Origin of the sequence: Janthinobacterium algoris, from assembly GCF_051380935.1 — a bacterium.
Classification (GTDB): domain Bacteria; phylum Pseudomonadota; class Gammaproteobacteria; order Burkholderiales; family Burkholderiaceae_D; genus Janthinobacterium.
Window position 1 is genome coordinate 81,893 of sequence record NZ_JBNYXZ010000020.1, and the last position, 17,189, is coordinate 99,081.

Genomic DNA, 17,189 nt, shown 5'->3' on the forward strand with positions numbered 1-17,189 from the left:
CAGCGTGCGGCAAAGGGATTTACCGGTACCCGACATACGGGTAGGCTTTGCTCCCGTGGGCGGGAGCAAAGCAAGGCGGGGAAGGAAAAATCGAAGGCGCTCCCCGGGCATGCACGCGTTACCATGCTTTGGTTTGCGTCACAAGTAAAAAAGGGAACCATTCGAGGTCTGTTTTCACGATGAAGTGAACGCTGTGTCCCTATATCGTCATACTGGTGAAACATGCAATTCGAGCCTCCCACCTCTCGATTACTCGTCGCACAAGGATCGCGCAGTACCCCTGCAATTGTCTCGGATGGTCGATCAATTCAAATTTTGAAGATCGCTGAATTGTTGGGGGAGATTGGCATAGCCACGTGGATGCATCCATTGCTGATCTTGCTTGATACCTACGCAGAAATCGAAGTGTTCGCTCCGAATGATGATCCATTACCAGCGGTCCGATTTTTGTTGCAGCGATACAGCCTGAACGGCAGTCCGCCTCTGGGAGGGAAATTCGCAGATGATTTGTGTAGCCTGCAAATACTGTTGTATGGAGCAGCCTGGTTCACATCCGGTTCGGCGATTCCCATATTGACCTGGAACCCGCTCCAGATGACATTCAGAGAATTCAAAGCGCTGCAAGGGCCTGGTGACGATTGGAAAGCCTGGAAAACCTCGGTGGTCAATCCCAGTCTGGACGAGGTGAGAAGGCATCTTTTGGCAAATTACGTCAAGGTAAATGGCTTCGTGTGACGGTGTCCCAACTCGGGGGTGTTGTGTCAGTATGGTTAATTTCCTTCGTGATCGCCACGGTGATCTGTGCTGCCGCAGCGCTCGGAATTATCGAGATTCGCTGGACCAGCAAACAGACTTTGCTGAAACGATTGGCGCAACTACTGCGTGACGCATCCCATCATCTCGATGCCGGTACACCAGGCCTAGACAAAGTCGTTACCAGTGACCAACGTCCACTGGACATCCCCGCTAGCGGTAACGCTCCTCAAAGCACTCCGCCCGTGATCCGCGAGCGCATCGCCTACCGGGGATCCGAAACTGGATGGTACAACGTGCTTCCAGCGAGGGATCTCATCCGCTGTATCGAAGGCGACGAGGTGATAAATAAAATCGTCCGCGCCACCCGTATTGCACCAGACATTTTCGCGCACGATCTTCAACCCGCATTATTGAACTTTGCAGAGTTCGTCCAATTGCTTCCAGCATCCGAGTCACACCACCACGCCAATCCAGGCGGTTTGCTGGCCCATACGCTCGAAACTGTCTTGTACGCGCTGACCATCCGCACCGGCTACCTGCTACCTCTCGGCGCCGGCGCCGAAGTCATCGCCGCTCAGCGAGATTTCTGGACCTATGCCGTGTTTCTCGCGGCCCTATTGCACGACGTCGGTAAACCAATGGCGGATCTGAAGATTCAATGGAAGCGCGGTAGGACCAGCGAACCAACGCTCTGGTCGGCGACCGCCGGCTCGTTGAACGACTGTGCAGCCACCGAATATTGCGTCGGTTTCAAGAAGAAGAGTGAGCGCAACTACGACTCGCACGCCAAACTTGGTGCCATGCTGCTCCAGCGACTGGTGCCTGGCCCCACGCTTGCTTCGATGGCGCACGTGCCTGCGGGCCTTCAAGAGTTGAACCAATACTTGGGCGGCGAACGCAGTGGTGCCCTGCACGAGATTGTCCAAAAAGCCGATCAGGAATCCACACGCCGCAATCTTGCCACCGGCTCGCGCGCGAGGTTCAGCTCTGCCAGGGCGGTGCCGTTGATCGAGCGACTCATGGGAGCCATGACCTTGATGTTCCTGGAAGGCGGCCACCTGCCCCTCAATCGGGACGGCGCGGCGGGTTGGGTGTACGACAACTGCTTGTGGCTGGTGGCGAAACGGTTGGCCGACAGCGTGCGTGAGTTCATCTTGCGTCAGGAGGAGGATGAAGAAGCCGGCTTTCCGGGCGATGCCAAGAATGACAGGCTTTTCGACGCATGGCAGGAATATGGCTGCATCCGTATCAATCCAGTGACAGGACAGGCGATCTGGCGCGTGGTCGTGACTGGGACGGACCAGGCGGGCGTCGTCGCCTATAAGCATGAACTCAGCGTTCTATGCTTTCCTGTCGCTAAAGTATGGAGCGATCGATCCCAAATTCCAGAAGCGATGTCAGGCATGATTGAGGCCTTGCCCGCCGGATCGCAAGGAAAGTCAAACCGAGATCAACAATTCCAGCACCCGGTAGAAAACGGTGCGTCAGCTTCCGTATCTGTTGACTCCCCGACCGAGCCGATTGACACGAAGAAGGTGCCAGCGCCCAAGTTTGTCTCCAAGGATAGTAGGGCCATGAAGAATTCGGCGACAGCAGATGCCGAAGATCTTTTGGACGAACGGGACACGGCCGAAGCGGAAGCGCGTAACGCACGCCGCGACAAGGACCGGCGCAAGCAGGAAGCAGAGAGTGAACCAGAAACAGTTCCTGCCCATCAGAACGACGCCGAGGATAACGAATCGAAACAGCCCGTGCGACAAGAGAGCATGCCGCACGCGACGTCATCCCTTGTCTTTCCAGTGCCACTGCCTATCGAAAAATTGCCTGTTCTTGCGCAAAAAGGAGCCAAGGAACCATCGGTACTGGCCGTCGACTTCATGAAGTGGGTGCAGCGCAATCTGGCCGACGGGTCGATGAAGCACAACGAGGCCGGCGCGCCGGTTCATTTCATTGAATATGGGATGGCACTGGTATCCCCGCTAATTTTTCGGTTGTATGCAACAGCAACCGAGGCCCAAAGTGCCCCATCCGACGAAGACGGCGATTTTGCAATGCGTGTTCAGCGGGAACTCCTGCGGGCGCAGTGGCATGCCACTGCGCCTGGAGGGAAAAATGTCTGGACTTTGTTCGTCTCGAAAAAAGGGGGGCAGGTGGCGAGCAAGTTGTCGGCAGTCGTGTTGAAAGACCCGAGACTCTGGGTAATGCCCGTGCCGCCCCCGAACCCATTTATTAGCGCAACAAGCAATCATTCGTGACAGCAACCATGCGCTCTATTTTGACAACCGCGCACCGCGTCTTAGTTGAAATCGATCTAGTGTACGTCTATACCCAAACCATGACTCCAGCCTGCCAGCCCTGTAGTCGCGGGCAGTTGCCACGGACCTGGGACTATACCGAACTTATCCCGGCGTCGCCTAGGTTTTGGCGCACTGGCGGTTAGCAGCGAAGACTGAGGTACGCCGTGAAAAAACTGATCAGCAGGTCCGAAGAGGTAAATAGCAGCTGGCACGACAGTGGATGCTACTCGCTATGCTACGAAACAAAACAAGCAATTCATGTCACTGAGCGAGCCGACAATGATTGGTTCCGAAACGTTGTGTCTAATACCATCTTTAGTGCATTTTGCGAAGCGCATTTTGGCCGACGGATGACCATAAGTATTGACGACCCGTCTGATGTGATTGCGTACACTAAATGGACATATGAAAATGTGCAGCGTCAATTTGAAAAGGTAGCCGGACACCGCATGCGCTCTATGTTCCCGTTCATTTTAGGAGCTTCTATAAATAAAGCCAAGTGTATTCTTGACAAGTATATATAAACTGATGGAAACGCTAATAGACTGCTTATCGGAAGTGGGCCATACGTAACTTTTCTGCACGTTTTATTGGCACCGCTTCTGGCGTCTGGCGCAGATAGGCCGCGTGCCTAGGAGATCATCATGGCAACAATTGTATTCGGCAATGGAATTGAACCTGGTGGCATGGAGTTGCAGGACGAACATTTTGAAGAAAAATGTCCAGCCTGTGCCTATGAACGTGCGCGGTACCGCATGTGGGAAAGTGCGGAGTCCGGCGCCATCAATCAGCATAGTAGTATTCGTTGCCCCGCATGTGGCTACGCATTGCCTTACGATGAAGAGCAGTAAAACTTGAGTGGGTGGTGAAGCAGGCCAGTCACGCAGCACCGCGTAGCTAGAGCTGGTCAGTTGGTGTTTTCCAGTTCATTGATCTCTGCACGGAACTTGTTGATCAGCTGACTAGGAGCCATAAGCGTGGCCCTTTCCCATCCTGGCGGCACCAGCTCATCGGCATTCATCGCCCGCTGAGCCTCCTGAAAGCGCGCCAGTCCGTCACAAAAAATATTGACCAGCGTGTTGACCGCTTGGCGCGAGCAGTTGAATCTGTCACCAACGACGGCCAACGTCTCGCCATCGACCAATGCCGCCCTGGCGACAGCACAGCGCTTTTTACTGATACCAGGCAGTAATACCTGGATCGCGTCAAACTCGATCGCACTCATTCTCCGTTTTGGTCGTGGCATTGATTACCTCTAGAGTGTGAGCCTGGCACAGCTGCACACCTGCAGCTTTGCGGACTTTGGTAATTATGCCTTGTTCAGCCCCCTGTCACTCATCCATGCTGGCAAACAATCGTGGCTGCACGCGCTTGGAGCGGTGCTATCCATGTGCGCAGATGCAAAAATGAAGCATGGCCAATTGGACATGTGGTAACTTATTGATTTAATTAACGTCAGGAAAATGACATATGAATCTTGAAAATTTCTCTGTTTCCGAACTTCGCGAACTGCAAGATCAGATCAAGAAGCAATTGAAGTTAAAGGAACAGAAAGACATCAACGATGCTCGCGCGCAAATTCTGGAAATTGCACAGCGAGTAGGCGTATCGCTCAAAGACCTTGTCGGAAATGGTGCTCCTGCGAAGGTGAAGCAAACAGTTGCTGTCAAATACCGCCATCCGACCGATCCGACGCTGCAGTGGAGTGGCCGCGGCCGCCAGCCGAAATGGGTAAAAGAATGGGTCGAGTCCGGCAAAAAAATTGAAGAAGCTGGCATTTGATTCTTAAGAATCAAAGCCAGCTTCCACGATATCCAACTTTTGCCTGCATGCGCTGCACACGCTAACGATGAGCTTTCGCCTGCAGCGTACCTTGGCCGACGGTTCTTTTACCTTCCAAAGCACCACGACTCAATGCTTCCCGGGCAGCCTCCAAATCAACCCGGAGCAGTTTGCTATTTAATTGCGGGTGCGCGTTGTGTTCCTTGGCGTGCTTATCCATCGCTGCCAGTTCACGCATAACATCGGCATAGGCTGGATCAACTTTTCCAAATCGAACCCGGATGATCTGACCCAATTTGGTTCCGCACAACGTCTCGGCGCCACCTTCCGACACTTCCAAACCACTATGTTGCAAAAAACTATAAACGATATCCGAGACGGCCTTTTGTTCTCCAATTTGGTGAAGGCGCTTGAAAGCACTGTTGATGGTCGCGATTACAGGGTTGGTGTCAGTAACTGCAGGCACACTTCCTTGTGACATGATGATTCCTCCAAAGTCTAGTACATTCAGGCAGTACAGGGCTATCACCAAACACACAGCATTTACCATCCCAGCAAAGGTTGCGCGCCGCCCACAACAGCAGCGACACTCCCTGCACCAGCAGCGATACTCCCTGCACGTCCCGGTCGGTCGACGCACTGGGTCAGCAGTTTTGGACGGACTCGTACGGTTGTGTACCGGGGTAGCAGTTTTCGACGGACTGGTACCGCTGTGAACGGGTCCAGGCGTTTTCGAAGAATTGTTGCGGCTGTTATTGGCCATCATGATGATCTCCGTTAAAAAAAAAGCGAAAGGAAGACCATCCGAGCCCCAGGGGATCGAGAAGAAGTCTTCCCGATCGGGGTGGTAGAAGCGCTACAGAGACTCTGATCCCGGCGTGGCTGGCCAGGACGTGTGGGTTGCAAGAGTTTGACCCACCGCAGTTGCGTATCACAGCAGAACCAGGCGACGGCCGGGAACACATCCGCCGACTTGGTACCGGTTAGTCCAGAGCCGCGAAAATTATCGCGGCATCCGATTGCTGGGCAAGGTATTCGAACAACAACATATAAGCTTCCGCGAAGCAATCGCCATCTTCGAAGAACGACAGATGGCTGTATGCCATGGCGCACGCAATGAGCCCCGCCGTCTTGGCGCTCACGTCCCCTTCGAAGATGTTTTCGCAGCACATGTGAAAGCTATCGTCGGTTAGCGGTGACATGTAGAAACCGCCATTCGACAACTTGTAGTACTCCCAGTAGGCACCCTGGTAGTCGTCACTCATGCGATCGAGCATGCTGTACACGGTGTATTCCAACCACACCCAGCGTCTCCCCGCCACGTTGGGAAGACATTCCATCCGTTCGTATGCATCGGTAACCAACACTGCAGTAACAGGGGTAGCCGTGCGCCGGCAGTGTAGTTGGGTGTAATTATTGCGGCTGTTATTGGTCATCATGATGATCTCCGTTAAAAAAAAGCGAAAGGAAGACCATCCGAGCCCCAGGGGATCGAGAAGAGGTCTTCCCGATCGGGGTGGTAGAAGCGCTACAGAGACTCTGATCCCGGCATGGCTGGCCAGGACGTGTGGGTTGCAAGAGTTTGACCCACCGCAGTTGCTCAGGTGCGAGCAAATTCAATATCAACAATAGGACGGGCCGACGTCGCTGTCAACCGGATTCGCGGACGTACCACGGCATCCATAATCGGCAAAGCGAGCCTGAATACCGCAACTGCTGCACCCGCGACGCGTCAAGTGGATGAACAAGCGATTATGTGGCGGTGGCCGAACGGGGTCGGTAAAACCACGCAGGAGCACAACATCGCCCACTAGGCCCTTGTGCATGGGGCGGATCGCTTCTGCGATGATCGCCTCGGTGTCTTCAAACCCCAACGGCGACATGCCTCTGTCCATGCTCGTGGTTTCGAACGCTTTCCGCGCGCCCTCAAGGTGCGGACTCGCACCGCCAATGAACGATTCAAGCCCGGAGGACGGCGCTTCCGTCGAAGAAAGCAGCTTGCTTGCAAGCAGACCGTCAATCCTTCCATGGCTCTTGCTGATCATGCGCGTGTATTTTTCAAGGCGTGCGCCTTGCTTAGCAGTCATCAAGTTTCTCCTGGTTGTTCAATGTCCGGGGTAGTTCATATGATCGTGGTTTCATACCATCTTCAATAGCCCGACGCTCAAGTCGTCGTTGGTGCGCGCAGAATGCGCGACCTGGTAAATCCCTTCCCAGTGTTCGGGCGCGCAGGTGATGCATCCCGCAGAGACCCTTCCCGGATGCAGGTAACGGTCCCCGCTGTGCCCGATCCGAAACCAGACCGTTCCGCGTGGACCGTATCCTGAACCGGGGGCGTGCGGGAAGTCCGGTATTTCGATGGCGTGGTCGCCGTTGGGCAAAGGATTGCCGGGATCCGTCTTGGCGGCGAACGGACCGGCAGACCTGGCGCTGCCACCTTCGGCGTATGTTAGCTTCAGCTCAAGGTCATACGAGACGCCACCGATCAGCAGCGGGGCGCCCGCGCGCTTGCTAACGCGAATGATCAAGTTGTCAAAGCGCGCGTAGGTGTTCATCAGATAGCCGGCCGGCACGTCAAAGCGCCGTCCTTGGAGCACGCCCTCCCGGATAGCGCCGAAATCGCGCCCACCGGCGCTATTGCTGAACGCAATTCTGGTACCCGAGGCGACCGCCGTCTGGATCCCGTTCATCATCACGTTGACCCAGCCGTCGCTGCTTGCCTTGACATAGCGTTCGCCCACAATGAGCAAAGCTGCAGGTTCGACAACGGGAGTTGCAAGCTCATGGTAAAACGCGCGCCATGTCAGCTTGTCCACGGCTTCCTGTAGCTGATTGACCTGTTGTTCCAGCGCAGACAGCGTGCCAGAATGGCCGCGCACCCGTGCAGAGGAAGCGGCGGCGTGCGATTTCTTGCGTTTGCGGATGTTCATATGGGTCTCCTCAGTCCAGAATGATGACGATGTCGACAAAAGCGCGCGGGGCAAAGCGCAGAGGAGGCGCCGCCGTCGCCGAGCTTGGCTTGCCAAAGATGTCGTACACGTCGCCAGTGCGCAGATCGGTCACCGAGATGCGGTACGATTTATCGACTGAGACGCGGGTGCCGCCACTGCGCGGAACGCGCAAGCTGGTCGGAAAGAACAAATTGCGCAGCCTGCCTTCGCGATTGGCGCCGATGATGCCGAGTACCTGCGGCGTGTCCGAGGCGGCTGGCATATCCGACATATTGACCGCGTAGCGTTCACTACCGGCCTTGGCACGCACCGTCACCGACAGGTAGGCTTCCCTGTCATTCAGGCGCGCCAGCTCCTGTTCGGCTTTGGGAAATGGCGAGCGGATGCCGAGCGAGGTCATGATGCGGTTAACGCCGACACTGCCGCCAGCCAGGATCATCGCCGAGATGATCGCAGTCAGCCAGTCGTCTTTGCCATGCGCCCCACCGCCCTGGTATGCGTTGAACACCTGCGCCAACGGATCGAAGCCGAACTGGCGCACTACCAGAAGTGTCACGGCAAACATGATCGGCGTACGCCAGGCTTTGCCGACAAAGTATTCCTGGAACAGGCGCCAGTTGAACAGCAGTTCGAACGCGCTCTCTAGCAGCACCGCCAGAACGAAGGCGGCCACCAGTATCCGGAAAGCCTCGCCCAGCGCCGACTGCGGTATTATCGGCTTGCTATCGATGTTCACCACATAGCGCCGCTCGATCGCCGGTTTGCAGGCACCCGCCTCGAGCGCTGCGCCTACCTGTGCCAGGATGGTGACCTGACCGAATTGTCCTGCCGGCGCCGTGTAATGCAGGTACATCGTGCCATCCGGGTCGGTTGAGACCACGCCCCCCTGGCTTTTGATCAGCTGCACGATGCATTTGCCCCGATCCAATTCGACCGATGTCTCGGGCTTCACGCTGACCTGCCGGACCACTTCGGCTGCAGTCTCTGGCGCCGCTGCCGTGGCCAGGACCAGCATCAGCGACCCGAGTACTTCCCTCAAACTCCAATGCCTCAACATGTTGTCTCCTTAAGTGACGGGTATGACGGATTTCACCTTGCGTGCCCTTGGCCGTAGCGGCGCCGGTTTGCGATAGTAATTTTCTGGCGTGAGCAATTCGCTTGCCGTCACCGGCCAGTAGCCCTGGCCGTTGCGGTCGCTCTTGATCGGCACAATCGAATGCGCTCCAAGCATTGCAGCGGTACTGCTGAGGTACCAGATGAAATCGGCGTGCCGCTGCAGCAGACCGCTGCGAAAGCCGCGCGCCGGATCGGTCAGGTCGACCCGGCGCGGCAAGGGCGACTGGGCGTGCAGCGGGACCGACATGCGCAACTGCCCGGCGCTGTTGACGCCACGCTGTAGCGCCAGATAGAGCGCGGGCGGCGGCTCGACCACCGCTTCATCGGCCAAGGTCAGCGCCAGTAGGCAGTGCGCCCGGGTGTCGGACTTGATCGCGATGGGGACCGCCTTCTGGGCGCCGGTGTCCCACAGCCAGACCGATGCCGACTGAGTCAAGGCTGCGTCGATCTGCAGCATGTCTCCCGGCGCCAGCCTGGCCGGCACACCGTCCTGCTCCACCAGCTGCGCCAGCGGCATTTCGACCACGCTGGCGAGCTTGATCGACAAAGGCGTGTCGCCTCCAGAGCCGAACCGAAGCACGCGCGCCTTGCCGCTTGCGCCGACCAGATTGATCGTCAAGGTCGCCGTCGGCAAGCCGCCGCTGGGGACCAGGTCACCGCCTGGCACGGCGCCTGCGCGCTCTGCCGCTGCCTGGGCCAGCTCGTCCATGCGGCGTTCGTAGGCGATGTCCAGCATCATGGTCACTACACCGGTCCGATTGACCCGCCCGCGGTCGGCGTAGAAGGTCAGACGCAGGTCTCCCCGCTTGTCGAGATCGTTCGGTGCATTCGCCTCCAGCACCACCCGTGCACTGGCTGGCGGCCCGGCCAAGTCGCGGTCATAGGCCGGATCGCTAAATATCAGCGTGGCGGGAGTCAGTGCCAGTGCGCCCTGCGCTTGCATCACCGGATACAGCGGCATGCGCAAGGTCAGCGAGCTACGCTCGACACTGCCTTCGACCAGCGCCGGGTGCTTCGGGTCGGGCTGCGCCAGGGCCATTTCGTCCTTGACCTGGTCGGGCTGGCTGTTGAGCGAGCGCGGCAGCACGGTCCATTGCAGTTCCATGCGCGGCACGCCCGAGCTGGCTGCAAGCGCGGCGACGATCGGGGCGAAAGGAACCGGATTGGCAGTTTCGAACGGCGATGCGCGCGGGTCCAGAATCAGGGTCACCTCGGCCGCGCAGGCGTGCCACGCCACAACTGTCTGCCCTGGCAGGGTCACCGCATCCGAGCGCCAGTCGCTGAGTACCTTGCTCTGCTTGAGCCAGCGATAGCGCACCACCTGCTCGTCAATGTTCAGCTGTGCGCCGAGCTGCTTGCCGTCGCCGAACAGCGCCGCCGCCAGAAATCGGACCGGTGCCATACCCGGCTTTGTGGCGCCGGCGCTGCCCACCAGGCGCACTTCGACCCGGCAGATCAGCTGCACTACACCGTCCCAGCGCTCCGACACTACGCTGACGCTTTCCGGGCAGGCTACGACCTGAATCGCCCATGCCTCGAAGCGCCCGGAGCCGGCAAACTCGCCGGGACCACCCTGCACGATGTCGGCCGAACCGAGCAGTGCGCTGCCGCAGTCCAGCGGACGCACTCCCGACGCCTGGATACGGCGGTCGCGCGCGCCATCACCACGATTCACGGGCAAGGGACCCGGGCGCGGCGTGCGCAGTTTGCGTGCCCATGACGAGCCGGCCTGGCCCGGCGCACCGAAGCGCTGGTGGCTGGCGTCGAAAGCGCTGATCTTGTTGGCAGCTTCGGCGTCGAGCCGGGCCAGCAGCCGGGTGCGGCGCAGCGTCAGGATCCCGGCCCGTTCGCCAACCGACGCATGGGCCACATGACCGGGCAAGAATGGCTGCACATACAGTTTGGCGGGTTTTGCATCCTTCTGCTCCTGCTGGCTTGCGCGGATGGCATCGACCACATCCTGGTCGATCGGCAGGCGCACCAGCGGCGGCGCCGGCTGCAGCCATGACACCGGCGTGCCGCGCAGCCCGGAAATATTCAGCGACAGGTAGACGGGAACCTGCGCCGACGACAGCCATACCAGCGGCGCGGTCTTCATCGCGATTGCCGCTATGTCCCAGTCTCTGGCGTTGGCCGGCAGCGTCATCTGGCTCGCCAGCGCGGCAAGGCCCGAGCCCTGCCAGACGCCGTCGACCAGCGTGGCGTCGCGAATCGGCGCGCTGGCGCCCTCGCGCGGGCTGGCCAGCCAGCGCAGCTGGTCCTGGGTCCCCGGCATGGCCGGCAGGCCGCGCCGGCCGTCGGTAAAGGCCGCCGTGGCAGACCTTGGCGCGATGCGGGTGTCCAGTGCCAGCGAGGCGATGGTCCCGCCGACATAGGTCACGGCGCCGGCCTGATCGTACAGTGCCAGCAGGAAGCCGGCGGGATCAGGGTCGTGGCCGGGCGCCATGGCGCGCAGGTGAGGTGCCAGCTGAGCGGCACTTTCGGACGTGGTGGCGTGCGGCCAGGCGATCTCGCTCACCTCCTGGCCGAGGATATACAGAGTGGCGCTGGCGCGCGGCTTGCTGTCCATCGGCTGGGCCGCGCGCATGGCCACCGATGCGGCCAGCGCTAATTTGCCTTGGGAGCGTTCGAGTACGCCCGAGACTAGCGACAGGGAATCGGGTTGCGCCAGCGCGCCCGCCTGGGCCGCGCGGTCGAGGATGGCGCTGACCGACACGGCGGCGGCCAGGAAGAAAGGCGTGCCGGCCAGCGTGGCATCAGGTCCTTTGAAAGTGGTGCCGAAACTTTGCTCGACCAGCAGCGCGGCCGTAATGGCCTCGGCTTCAGCGCCTTCGGGCGAGCGCGCCAGCGAACCGGCCATCAGGGCCGCCGCCAGCGCTTCAAACGATGCGCTCGATGGCGATGGCGCAGTGGCGCGGGTGAGCGCTACTGCGCGCGTGGCCGTTCCGTCACTCCATGCCAGGTCGATCTGGCTCTTTTCCAGGTCGCTTTGATGGAGCGTCAGGCCCAAGCCGGCCAGCACGGGCAGGCGCAGAAGTGGAGTGGCGTGGGCGTTGGCGTCAAGCTTTAGTAGTCCCAGGAAACCGCCCGCCAGCATGATCCGGTCGTTCTCGTCGGTTCTCTGGTACAGGCTGCGAAACGCTTTTCCCAGTGCGCCTTGCAGTACCGTCGCGACCGCGCCGAAGCCGGCACGCACCATCCCCGCTTCCGGACGCGGTTCATACTCGCTTTCGACAATCGCATGCGCATAGCGCGTCGCCAGCGTCTTGGCATCCTTCAGCAAGTCGGCGGGCAGCGCCGGCACCAGCGCCGCCGGACGACCCACCGCCAGCGACTCGATCCCGCTCCAGCGCAAGACCTTGCCGTCACGGGTCAGCGTGTGATGCGTCACCACCGGCGTGACCCACAGCGCCTGCGAGCCGCGCTTGCACAGCGATGTGGCCAGGTTCAGCGACAAGCGGTGCCCGTCAAGCACCCAGCGAACTTCGTCGCGCGCCGCGCCGGCGCTCCCGGCCGTGATCATCACCCGGCCATTGTTCGGCTTTTTGTCCTTACGTGGCAGTGACACCTCCAGGCCGACTTTCGCTTTCACGCTTGGCCAAGCGATATCGCTGCTGGCCGCGATCTGGGCGCTGACGCTGACGTCGCCACGCCAGTGTCCCTGGCCGTCGCCGCTGGCGCGCAACGCCACCCGTCCACCTTGGATGCGCAGACCCGGGCCGAGCAATTTGTCACCGGCCGCGCTGGTATAGTCCATCTTCTGGATGATCAGCGCTTCCCCATGGCCGGCCGCCAGCGCAATAGTTCCGTCCGCCGATCGCTGGGCCCCCAGGCGCGCCAATAGCGCGCCGTCGGCCATGGCCACCGTTTTGCCTGCGGCTGTGAATTTGGCGCCAACGGCGCTAAGGGCGATGGCGCCGTTGGCTTCCTCCACCATGAGCGTGGCTTCATGGGCGCGCTGGTCCATCAGTGTCAGGGAAGGACTCGCGCTCAGGTCCCATGCGATGGCCGGGAGCAGCGGATTGGCGTGCTCGCCTTCGGGGAATATCTCGACGAAGTGATTCCACGACAGTCTTGCTGGCACCTCGCGTAAAACGCTGATGTCGTCATCAACGACGATGCGGTAGCCTGCGGACAGGTTGGCATGCTCGATGCGCAAGCGGCTGACACCGGGCTGGCCGACGATCCTGCCGTTCCAGCGCTTACTTACCTGCACCTCGAACCAGCCGTCCTTACCGTCCCCCAGATCGATATCGGGCACGCCCAGCGCTACCATGGTATCGGCCACCTGCACTTCCAGGCTGCGTCCGAGCAGCCCGAACTTCACCCCCTTGGCTGTGGGCGCGGCGGTCGCGCGGACCCGGCGCCGCACGCTTTGGCCACGCAGGGTCGAGACTGGATCGGCAATGTCGAAACCGAATTCAAGGGCGGTGGTCGAGTCGGCCAGGGTCAGGTGCGCGGCCAGTGCCGGCCCGTCTTTCTCGAGATGTAGCACCACCAGATTGGCAGGATCGTTGCGCGGATCGAGCATCAGGCGGCACTGCAGGGTGGCTGCGGCGACGCGGTCGCCATCCATGCTCAGCGAGAGCAGCCGCAGCGGCTCCAGGCGTAGTCCGCCAATCGGCAGTTCGTTGCGGCCCAGCGCCAATGCGATCCCGGCCATCACCGCATCGGCCGGCGCGAAACGCCATTCGAAGCTGCTGGCGGCCAGCAGCGCATCGCGATCGAGCGTATCGAACGCCAACGCATCGACCGGCAGCGGCGCCTTTGGCGTGGGCAGCTGCGCCACGTCGCCGTTGAACAGCACATCCTTGAACCAGAATTCGAATTTGTAGGCGCCCAGCGTCACCTGCTCGGGCCCCATCAGCGAGCGCAATTCATGTCTCGCGCCCGGATGATCCGGGTCGGCAAAGGTGACCGGCCTGACCATCATCCGCTCTTGCGCTTTGCGGATGGCTGGGCTCGCGCCGCTCATGCAGTTGTCGAACTCGATGCCATCCACAGCGAAGGTGGCCGGACTGAAGCCGAGCACATCGACCGTGCCTGCCCCCGCTGCCGATGGCGTCAGCGTCTTCGCCGCCAGGTCATGCGTGAACGAGCCCGAGTAGCCGGTCAGCGCCGTGTTGCCACTGGCCGGGTCTTGGCTACCGATGCTCAAGGTACCGTACGGAAGTGCGGCGCCGGCGGCATCGGCCGTGGTGTCGATTTTTAAGGACGTGCTCCAGGAAAGGCCTCGCACCAGCGTATTGACCTCGACAGTGGAGGGGAGATCGAGCGCTACGAAACCGCTCAGGTAGCTGTCGACCACCCGGGAGTTTTGCTGCTTGTGTTCCTGCGCCTGCCAGAACTTGATCAGCAACGGCCAGTCGAGCGCGGTTGGCACGCTGTCGGCGCTGCGCTCCGGCTCCGCTGCCGCGCCCTCTGGCGGCGGCAGGGACGCGGTGGCGAACGCCTCGTCAAGCAGCGGTAGATCGAGGTGCACTGCGCCTTCGAAGCGCTGCGCCATGCCGCTTGGGGGCGGGTCGCGCAGCGGGCGCAGCTCGACCCCGGGAATACCCACTGCCGCCATGCCGATCCCGCGCTGCGGGCGCGCGTCGCCGGTCACGCCGGCGTGCGGCCACTGGCGCAGCGCGCGCAGGTCGAACACGGCGGTGCGGCCACCATCGAGCATCAGCAGCGGCGAATCGGCCACCGGGCGCAGTTGCGCCAGGGTCACGAGTTCTCTGTCGTTTTCCTTGACGGCAACCCGCTTGAGCAGAGCGTAGGGCAGCAAGTCACGGCTTTCCAGTGGCCGCGATGAGCCGCTCGCTGCGCGCGTCATGGGCATGGTCGCCACGGCCGGGATGATCGGATGGCGCAGCCATGCCACTGCCGGCCACGGCCGGCTCTGAGGCAGGTCCTGGGGCAGGGCATCGCTGGCAAGACCGAGGGCGTTCTTAATGTGGACAAATTGATTCAGGGCGGAGCGGGTGCCTTCGTCGGCGCTCTTGAGTCCCTTGACTGCCAGGGCAAGTGCCTTTTTCAGCGCCGGCACTGCGGCCAGCGCGTCGAGCGAGGCGCACATGCGCGGAAGCTGGGTCGCCGCGTTGCCCAGCTGGGCGCTGAAAAGACCGCTGCGCGATTGGACGTAGTCCATCTGCTGGCGGTATGCCGTGCTCTCGTTGGCGCGTGGGAAGCCATCCATGATGCAGTCGCCGGCGCGCTCGAGCGCCTCGCGCGCTTCGCGCGGCCTGAGCACTTCATGCTGCCAGCGCGCGCTGCCGGTGCGAAAGCGGAGCGTCATGTTGTCCCACACCAGCACCGCGGTCTTTGTCTTCTGGTCGCGCGGGATGACGATGGCGAAACTGCCGAAGCTGGCCATCAGTGGCGAGCGCGCAGCGTCCACGCCGCTCGCGGTCTGCATCAGCGCATCGACGAACGAGGCCGGTCCTGCCCCGAGGCGCGGCAGGGCTTCCTGGGCATCGGGCCGGTCGGCCGAGAACCACAGCAAGCCACGCGCCGATAGCACGGTGGCGATCAGGGTCAGTACTGCCGCATCGAGCTGGCCGGTGCTGCCGGCACCGCGCGGCAGCACATGAATTGCACCGCTCACGCCGGCGGCCTGCTCGACGGTCAACGCCCATGGCGCGCCGCGGCCCCGGGCCGGAGTACGCTCCGGGTGGTAGCCTGACTGGACTTCGGATCCCAGCCCCCCATGGCGCAGGCGCAAAAAGCCATTGAGCACGCTCGGCGAACCGGCCACCTGCGCAGGTGACAGCACTTGGTCGCTGCTGGTGTCGAGCGGGCCCAGATTGGGAATCGGCAGCTGGAGCCAGCCATTGTCGAGTGCCACGAATGCCGGCAGCAGAGGACGTGCAAACTCGCTACCGTACGACAACCCCGCCGCACGCGCGACCGGCACCGGCGGCGGCGCCGCGATGCCATACGCGGCGCGCAACTGACCGGCCAGCCGGGCCAGCTCGACGTCGAGGCTGAGCGTGGCAGCGCCACTGCCATTGGCCGGGGGAGGCAGGCGTACTTCGAAGCTGTCTACCTTGCAGTGGCAAACCAGGTCCGGCCCTGCAGCACCGGCAGGCACCGTGACCTCAATCCCGAATGTTACCAGGGTGCGCGTTGCGCCGTTCTGGTCGGTGATGTTCTTTTCGAACAGCTTGACCCGTTCCAGCCGCAGCGTGGCGACACTATCGACGGCGCCCATGGATACCGGGCTGGCAAGCGCGATGGCCAGCTCGCAGGGCGCCACCTCAACTGTGCGTTTGGCCACCGGCCCCGGGGCGCCGCCATCCAGCGCGACAGGCCACGAAAATGCTGGCAGCACGCCGCTGGTGCGCGCGCTAAAGCGCAGACCGGTCAGGCGCTCGCTGTCGTTGCCGGCCGCAGGCACTATCTCGCGCCAGGCACGCCACCACAGCGCCGGATCGGCCGCCTCCACTAGGGTCAGGCGAAACCCTGCCCGGCCGGCGCTGTCTTGATCGGGGTGCAGCAAGACCCGTCCAATCAGCGGCGCGGCGTGGGCAGGACGGCCTGGGAACTGCAGCTGGGCGTCAAATTCAATGCCATCGGGGACCAGCCAGATGCGCGGCCACGTACTCGCGTCGGCATTCGCGGCGCTCCAGCCCTCGATGCCCAGCTTGCCCAGCCATTTCATGCCGTCCGTATTGGGATTGACATACAGGCCGACCCGCCCGGCCACCAGTCGCATAGGCGCCACGCCAATCACATCGGCACCACTGTTCTCGTTCGTCCAGCCGGCCGGGTTCAGCAGCTTGTTCGATGAGGGCAGGCCGTCGGGCAGCAATTCGGCCGTGACATGCACGAACGGCGCATCGCCCTTGGAGGCATCTGGTGCTTCGGTCACGCTGCGCATCATACGACCGTGTTCGGGCTTGGCAGTGACCGTTCGGTCGTGGCTCCACCCCAGCAGCAGGGCGTCGCGGTCCGGGTCTTCGTCGGGGTTATCCAAATTTTCGCCGCGCTCGCGATACACCGGGTTACGCGCACCCATCACCAAGTGCAGGCTCATCAAGCGCGGGCGCATGCCCTGCCTGGCGTCCACCTGGTCGGCGCTGAGTACGCGCAGCGGGTGCGCATGGTCGGCGGTGGTGCCGGATGGTTTTTGCTTGTCGTTGTAAGCGTTCTGGCGCTTGAACGCGGGTGCGGCGGCGCTCAGTACCCACATTGGCCAGGCTCCTTCGCCCGTGCCAGCCAAGGTTCCGAACAAGGCAACCTTGCGCAGCTTGTCCGGCTGGTCAGCCAGTTCGTCAATGATGCTCATGTTTCATCTCCT

11 protein-coding genes are annotated in these 17,189 nt (G+C 61.3%); 4 read left to right on the forward strand and 7 right to left on the reverse strand.

Going from position 1 to position 17,189, the window contains the following annotated elements; translation table 11 throughout:
• The first annotated feature begins 222 nt into the window (after positions 1-222).
• The 3 genes from ACQ4W7_RS24280 to ACQ4W7_RS24290 all read left to right on the forward strand — a co-directional run bounded on the left by ACQ4W7_RS24280 (position 223) and on the right by ACQ4W7_RS24290 (position 3,904).
• Entirely contained in the window at positions 223-735 is a 513-nt protein-coding gene (locus tag ACQ4W7_RS24280; RefSeq protein ID WP_436533911.1) for a hypothetical protein, read from the forward strand.
• On the forward strand, positions 732-3,011 hold the full coding sequence (gene mobH / locus ACQ4W7_RS24285; RefSeq protein ID WP_436533913.1) for a MobH family relaxase: 2,280 nt from the start codon (positions 732-734) through the stop codon (positions 3,009-3,011). Before ACQ4W7_RS24280 ends, mobH begins: the two co-directional genes overlap by 4 nt.
• A gap of 686 nt (positions 3,012-3,697) precedes the next feature.
• Positions 3,698-3,904: a hypothetical protein gene (locus ACQ4W7_RS24290; RefSeq protein ID WP_436533915.1), complete on the forward strand. Its 207-nt coding sequence runs from the start codon at positions 3,698-3,700 to the stop codon at positions 3,902-3,904.
• Between the two features lie 56 nt (positions 3,905-3,960).
• Here the strand turns inward: ACQ4W7_RS24290 and ACQ4W7_RS24295 are convergent, their stop codons facing one another.
• Entirely contained in the window at positions 3,961-4,278 is a 318-nt protein-coding gene (locus tag ACQ4W7_RS24295; protein ID WP_436533917.1) for a hypothetical protein, read from the reverse strand.
• Positions 4,279-4,523: 245 nt separating this feature from the next.
• Here ACQ4W7_RS24295 and ACQ4W7_RS24300 point away from each other — a divergent pair, with 245 nt between their 5' ends.
• A complete protein-coding gene (locus ACQ4W7_RS24300; RefSeq protein WP_436533919.1) occupies positions 4,524-4,835 on the forward strand; it encodes an H-NS histone family protein in 312 nt (103 codons plus the stop codon).
• A 61-nt stretch (positions 4,836-4,896) separates the two neighbouring features.
• On the opposite strand, the gene ACQ4W7_RS24305 is transcribed toward ACQ4W7_RS24300, so the two are convergent.
• The 6 genes from ACQ4W7_RS24305 to ACQ4W7_RS24330 all read right to left on the reverse strand — a co-directional run bounded on the left by ACQ4W7_RS24305 (position 4,897) and on the right by ACQ4W7_RS24330 (position 17,177).
• Complete coding sequence (locus ACQ4W7_RS24305; RefSeq protein ID WP_436533921.1) at positions 4,897-5,316, reverse strand: hypothetical protein; 420 nt, start codon at positions 5,314-5,316, stop codon at positions 4,897-4,899.
• A gap of 502 nt (positions 5,317-5,818) precedes the next feature.
• Positions 5,819-6,274 carry an antirestriction protein gene (locus ACQ4W7_RS24310; RefSeq protein WP_436533923.1) on the reverse strand — a complete coding sequence of 152 codons (456 nt, stop codon included), beginning with the start codon at positions 6,272-6,274 and terminating at the stop codon, positions 5,819-5,821.
• A gap of 183 nt (positions 6,275-6,457) precedes the next feature.
• A complete protein-coding gene (locus ACQ4W7_RS24315; protein WP_436533925.1) occupies positions 6,458-6,922 on the reverse strand; it encodes a hypothetical protein in 465 nt (154 codons plus the stop codon).
• Between the two features lie 51 nt (positions 6,923-6,973).
• On the reverse strand, positions 6,974-7,765 hold the full coding sequence (locus ACQ4W7_RS24320; protein ID WP_436533927.1) for a hypothetical protein: 792 nt from the start codon (positions 7,763-7,765) through the stop codon (positions 6,974-6,976).
• 10 nt (positions 7,766-7,775) lie between these two features.
• Positions 7,776-8,843 (reverse strand): hypothetical protein, encoded by a 1,068-nt coding sequence (locus ACQ4W7_RS24325; RefSeq protein WP_436533929.1) that lies wholly within the window; start codon positions 8,841-8,843, stop codon positions 7,776-7,778.
• A 9-nt stretch (positions 8,844-8,852) separates the two neighbouring features.
• Positions 8,853-17,177, reverse strand: a complete 8,325-nt coding sequence (locus ACQ4W7_RS24330) for a hypothetical protein (protein ID WP_436533931.1) — start codon at positions 17,175-17,177, stop codon at positions 8,853-8,855.
• Between the last annotated feature and the right edge of the window lie 12 nt (positions 17,178-17,189).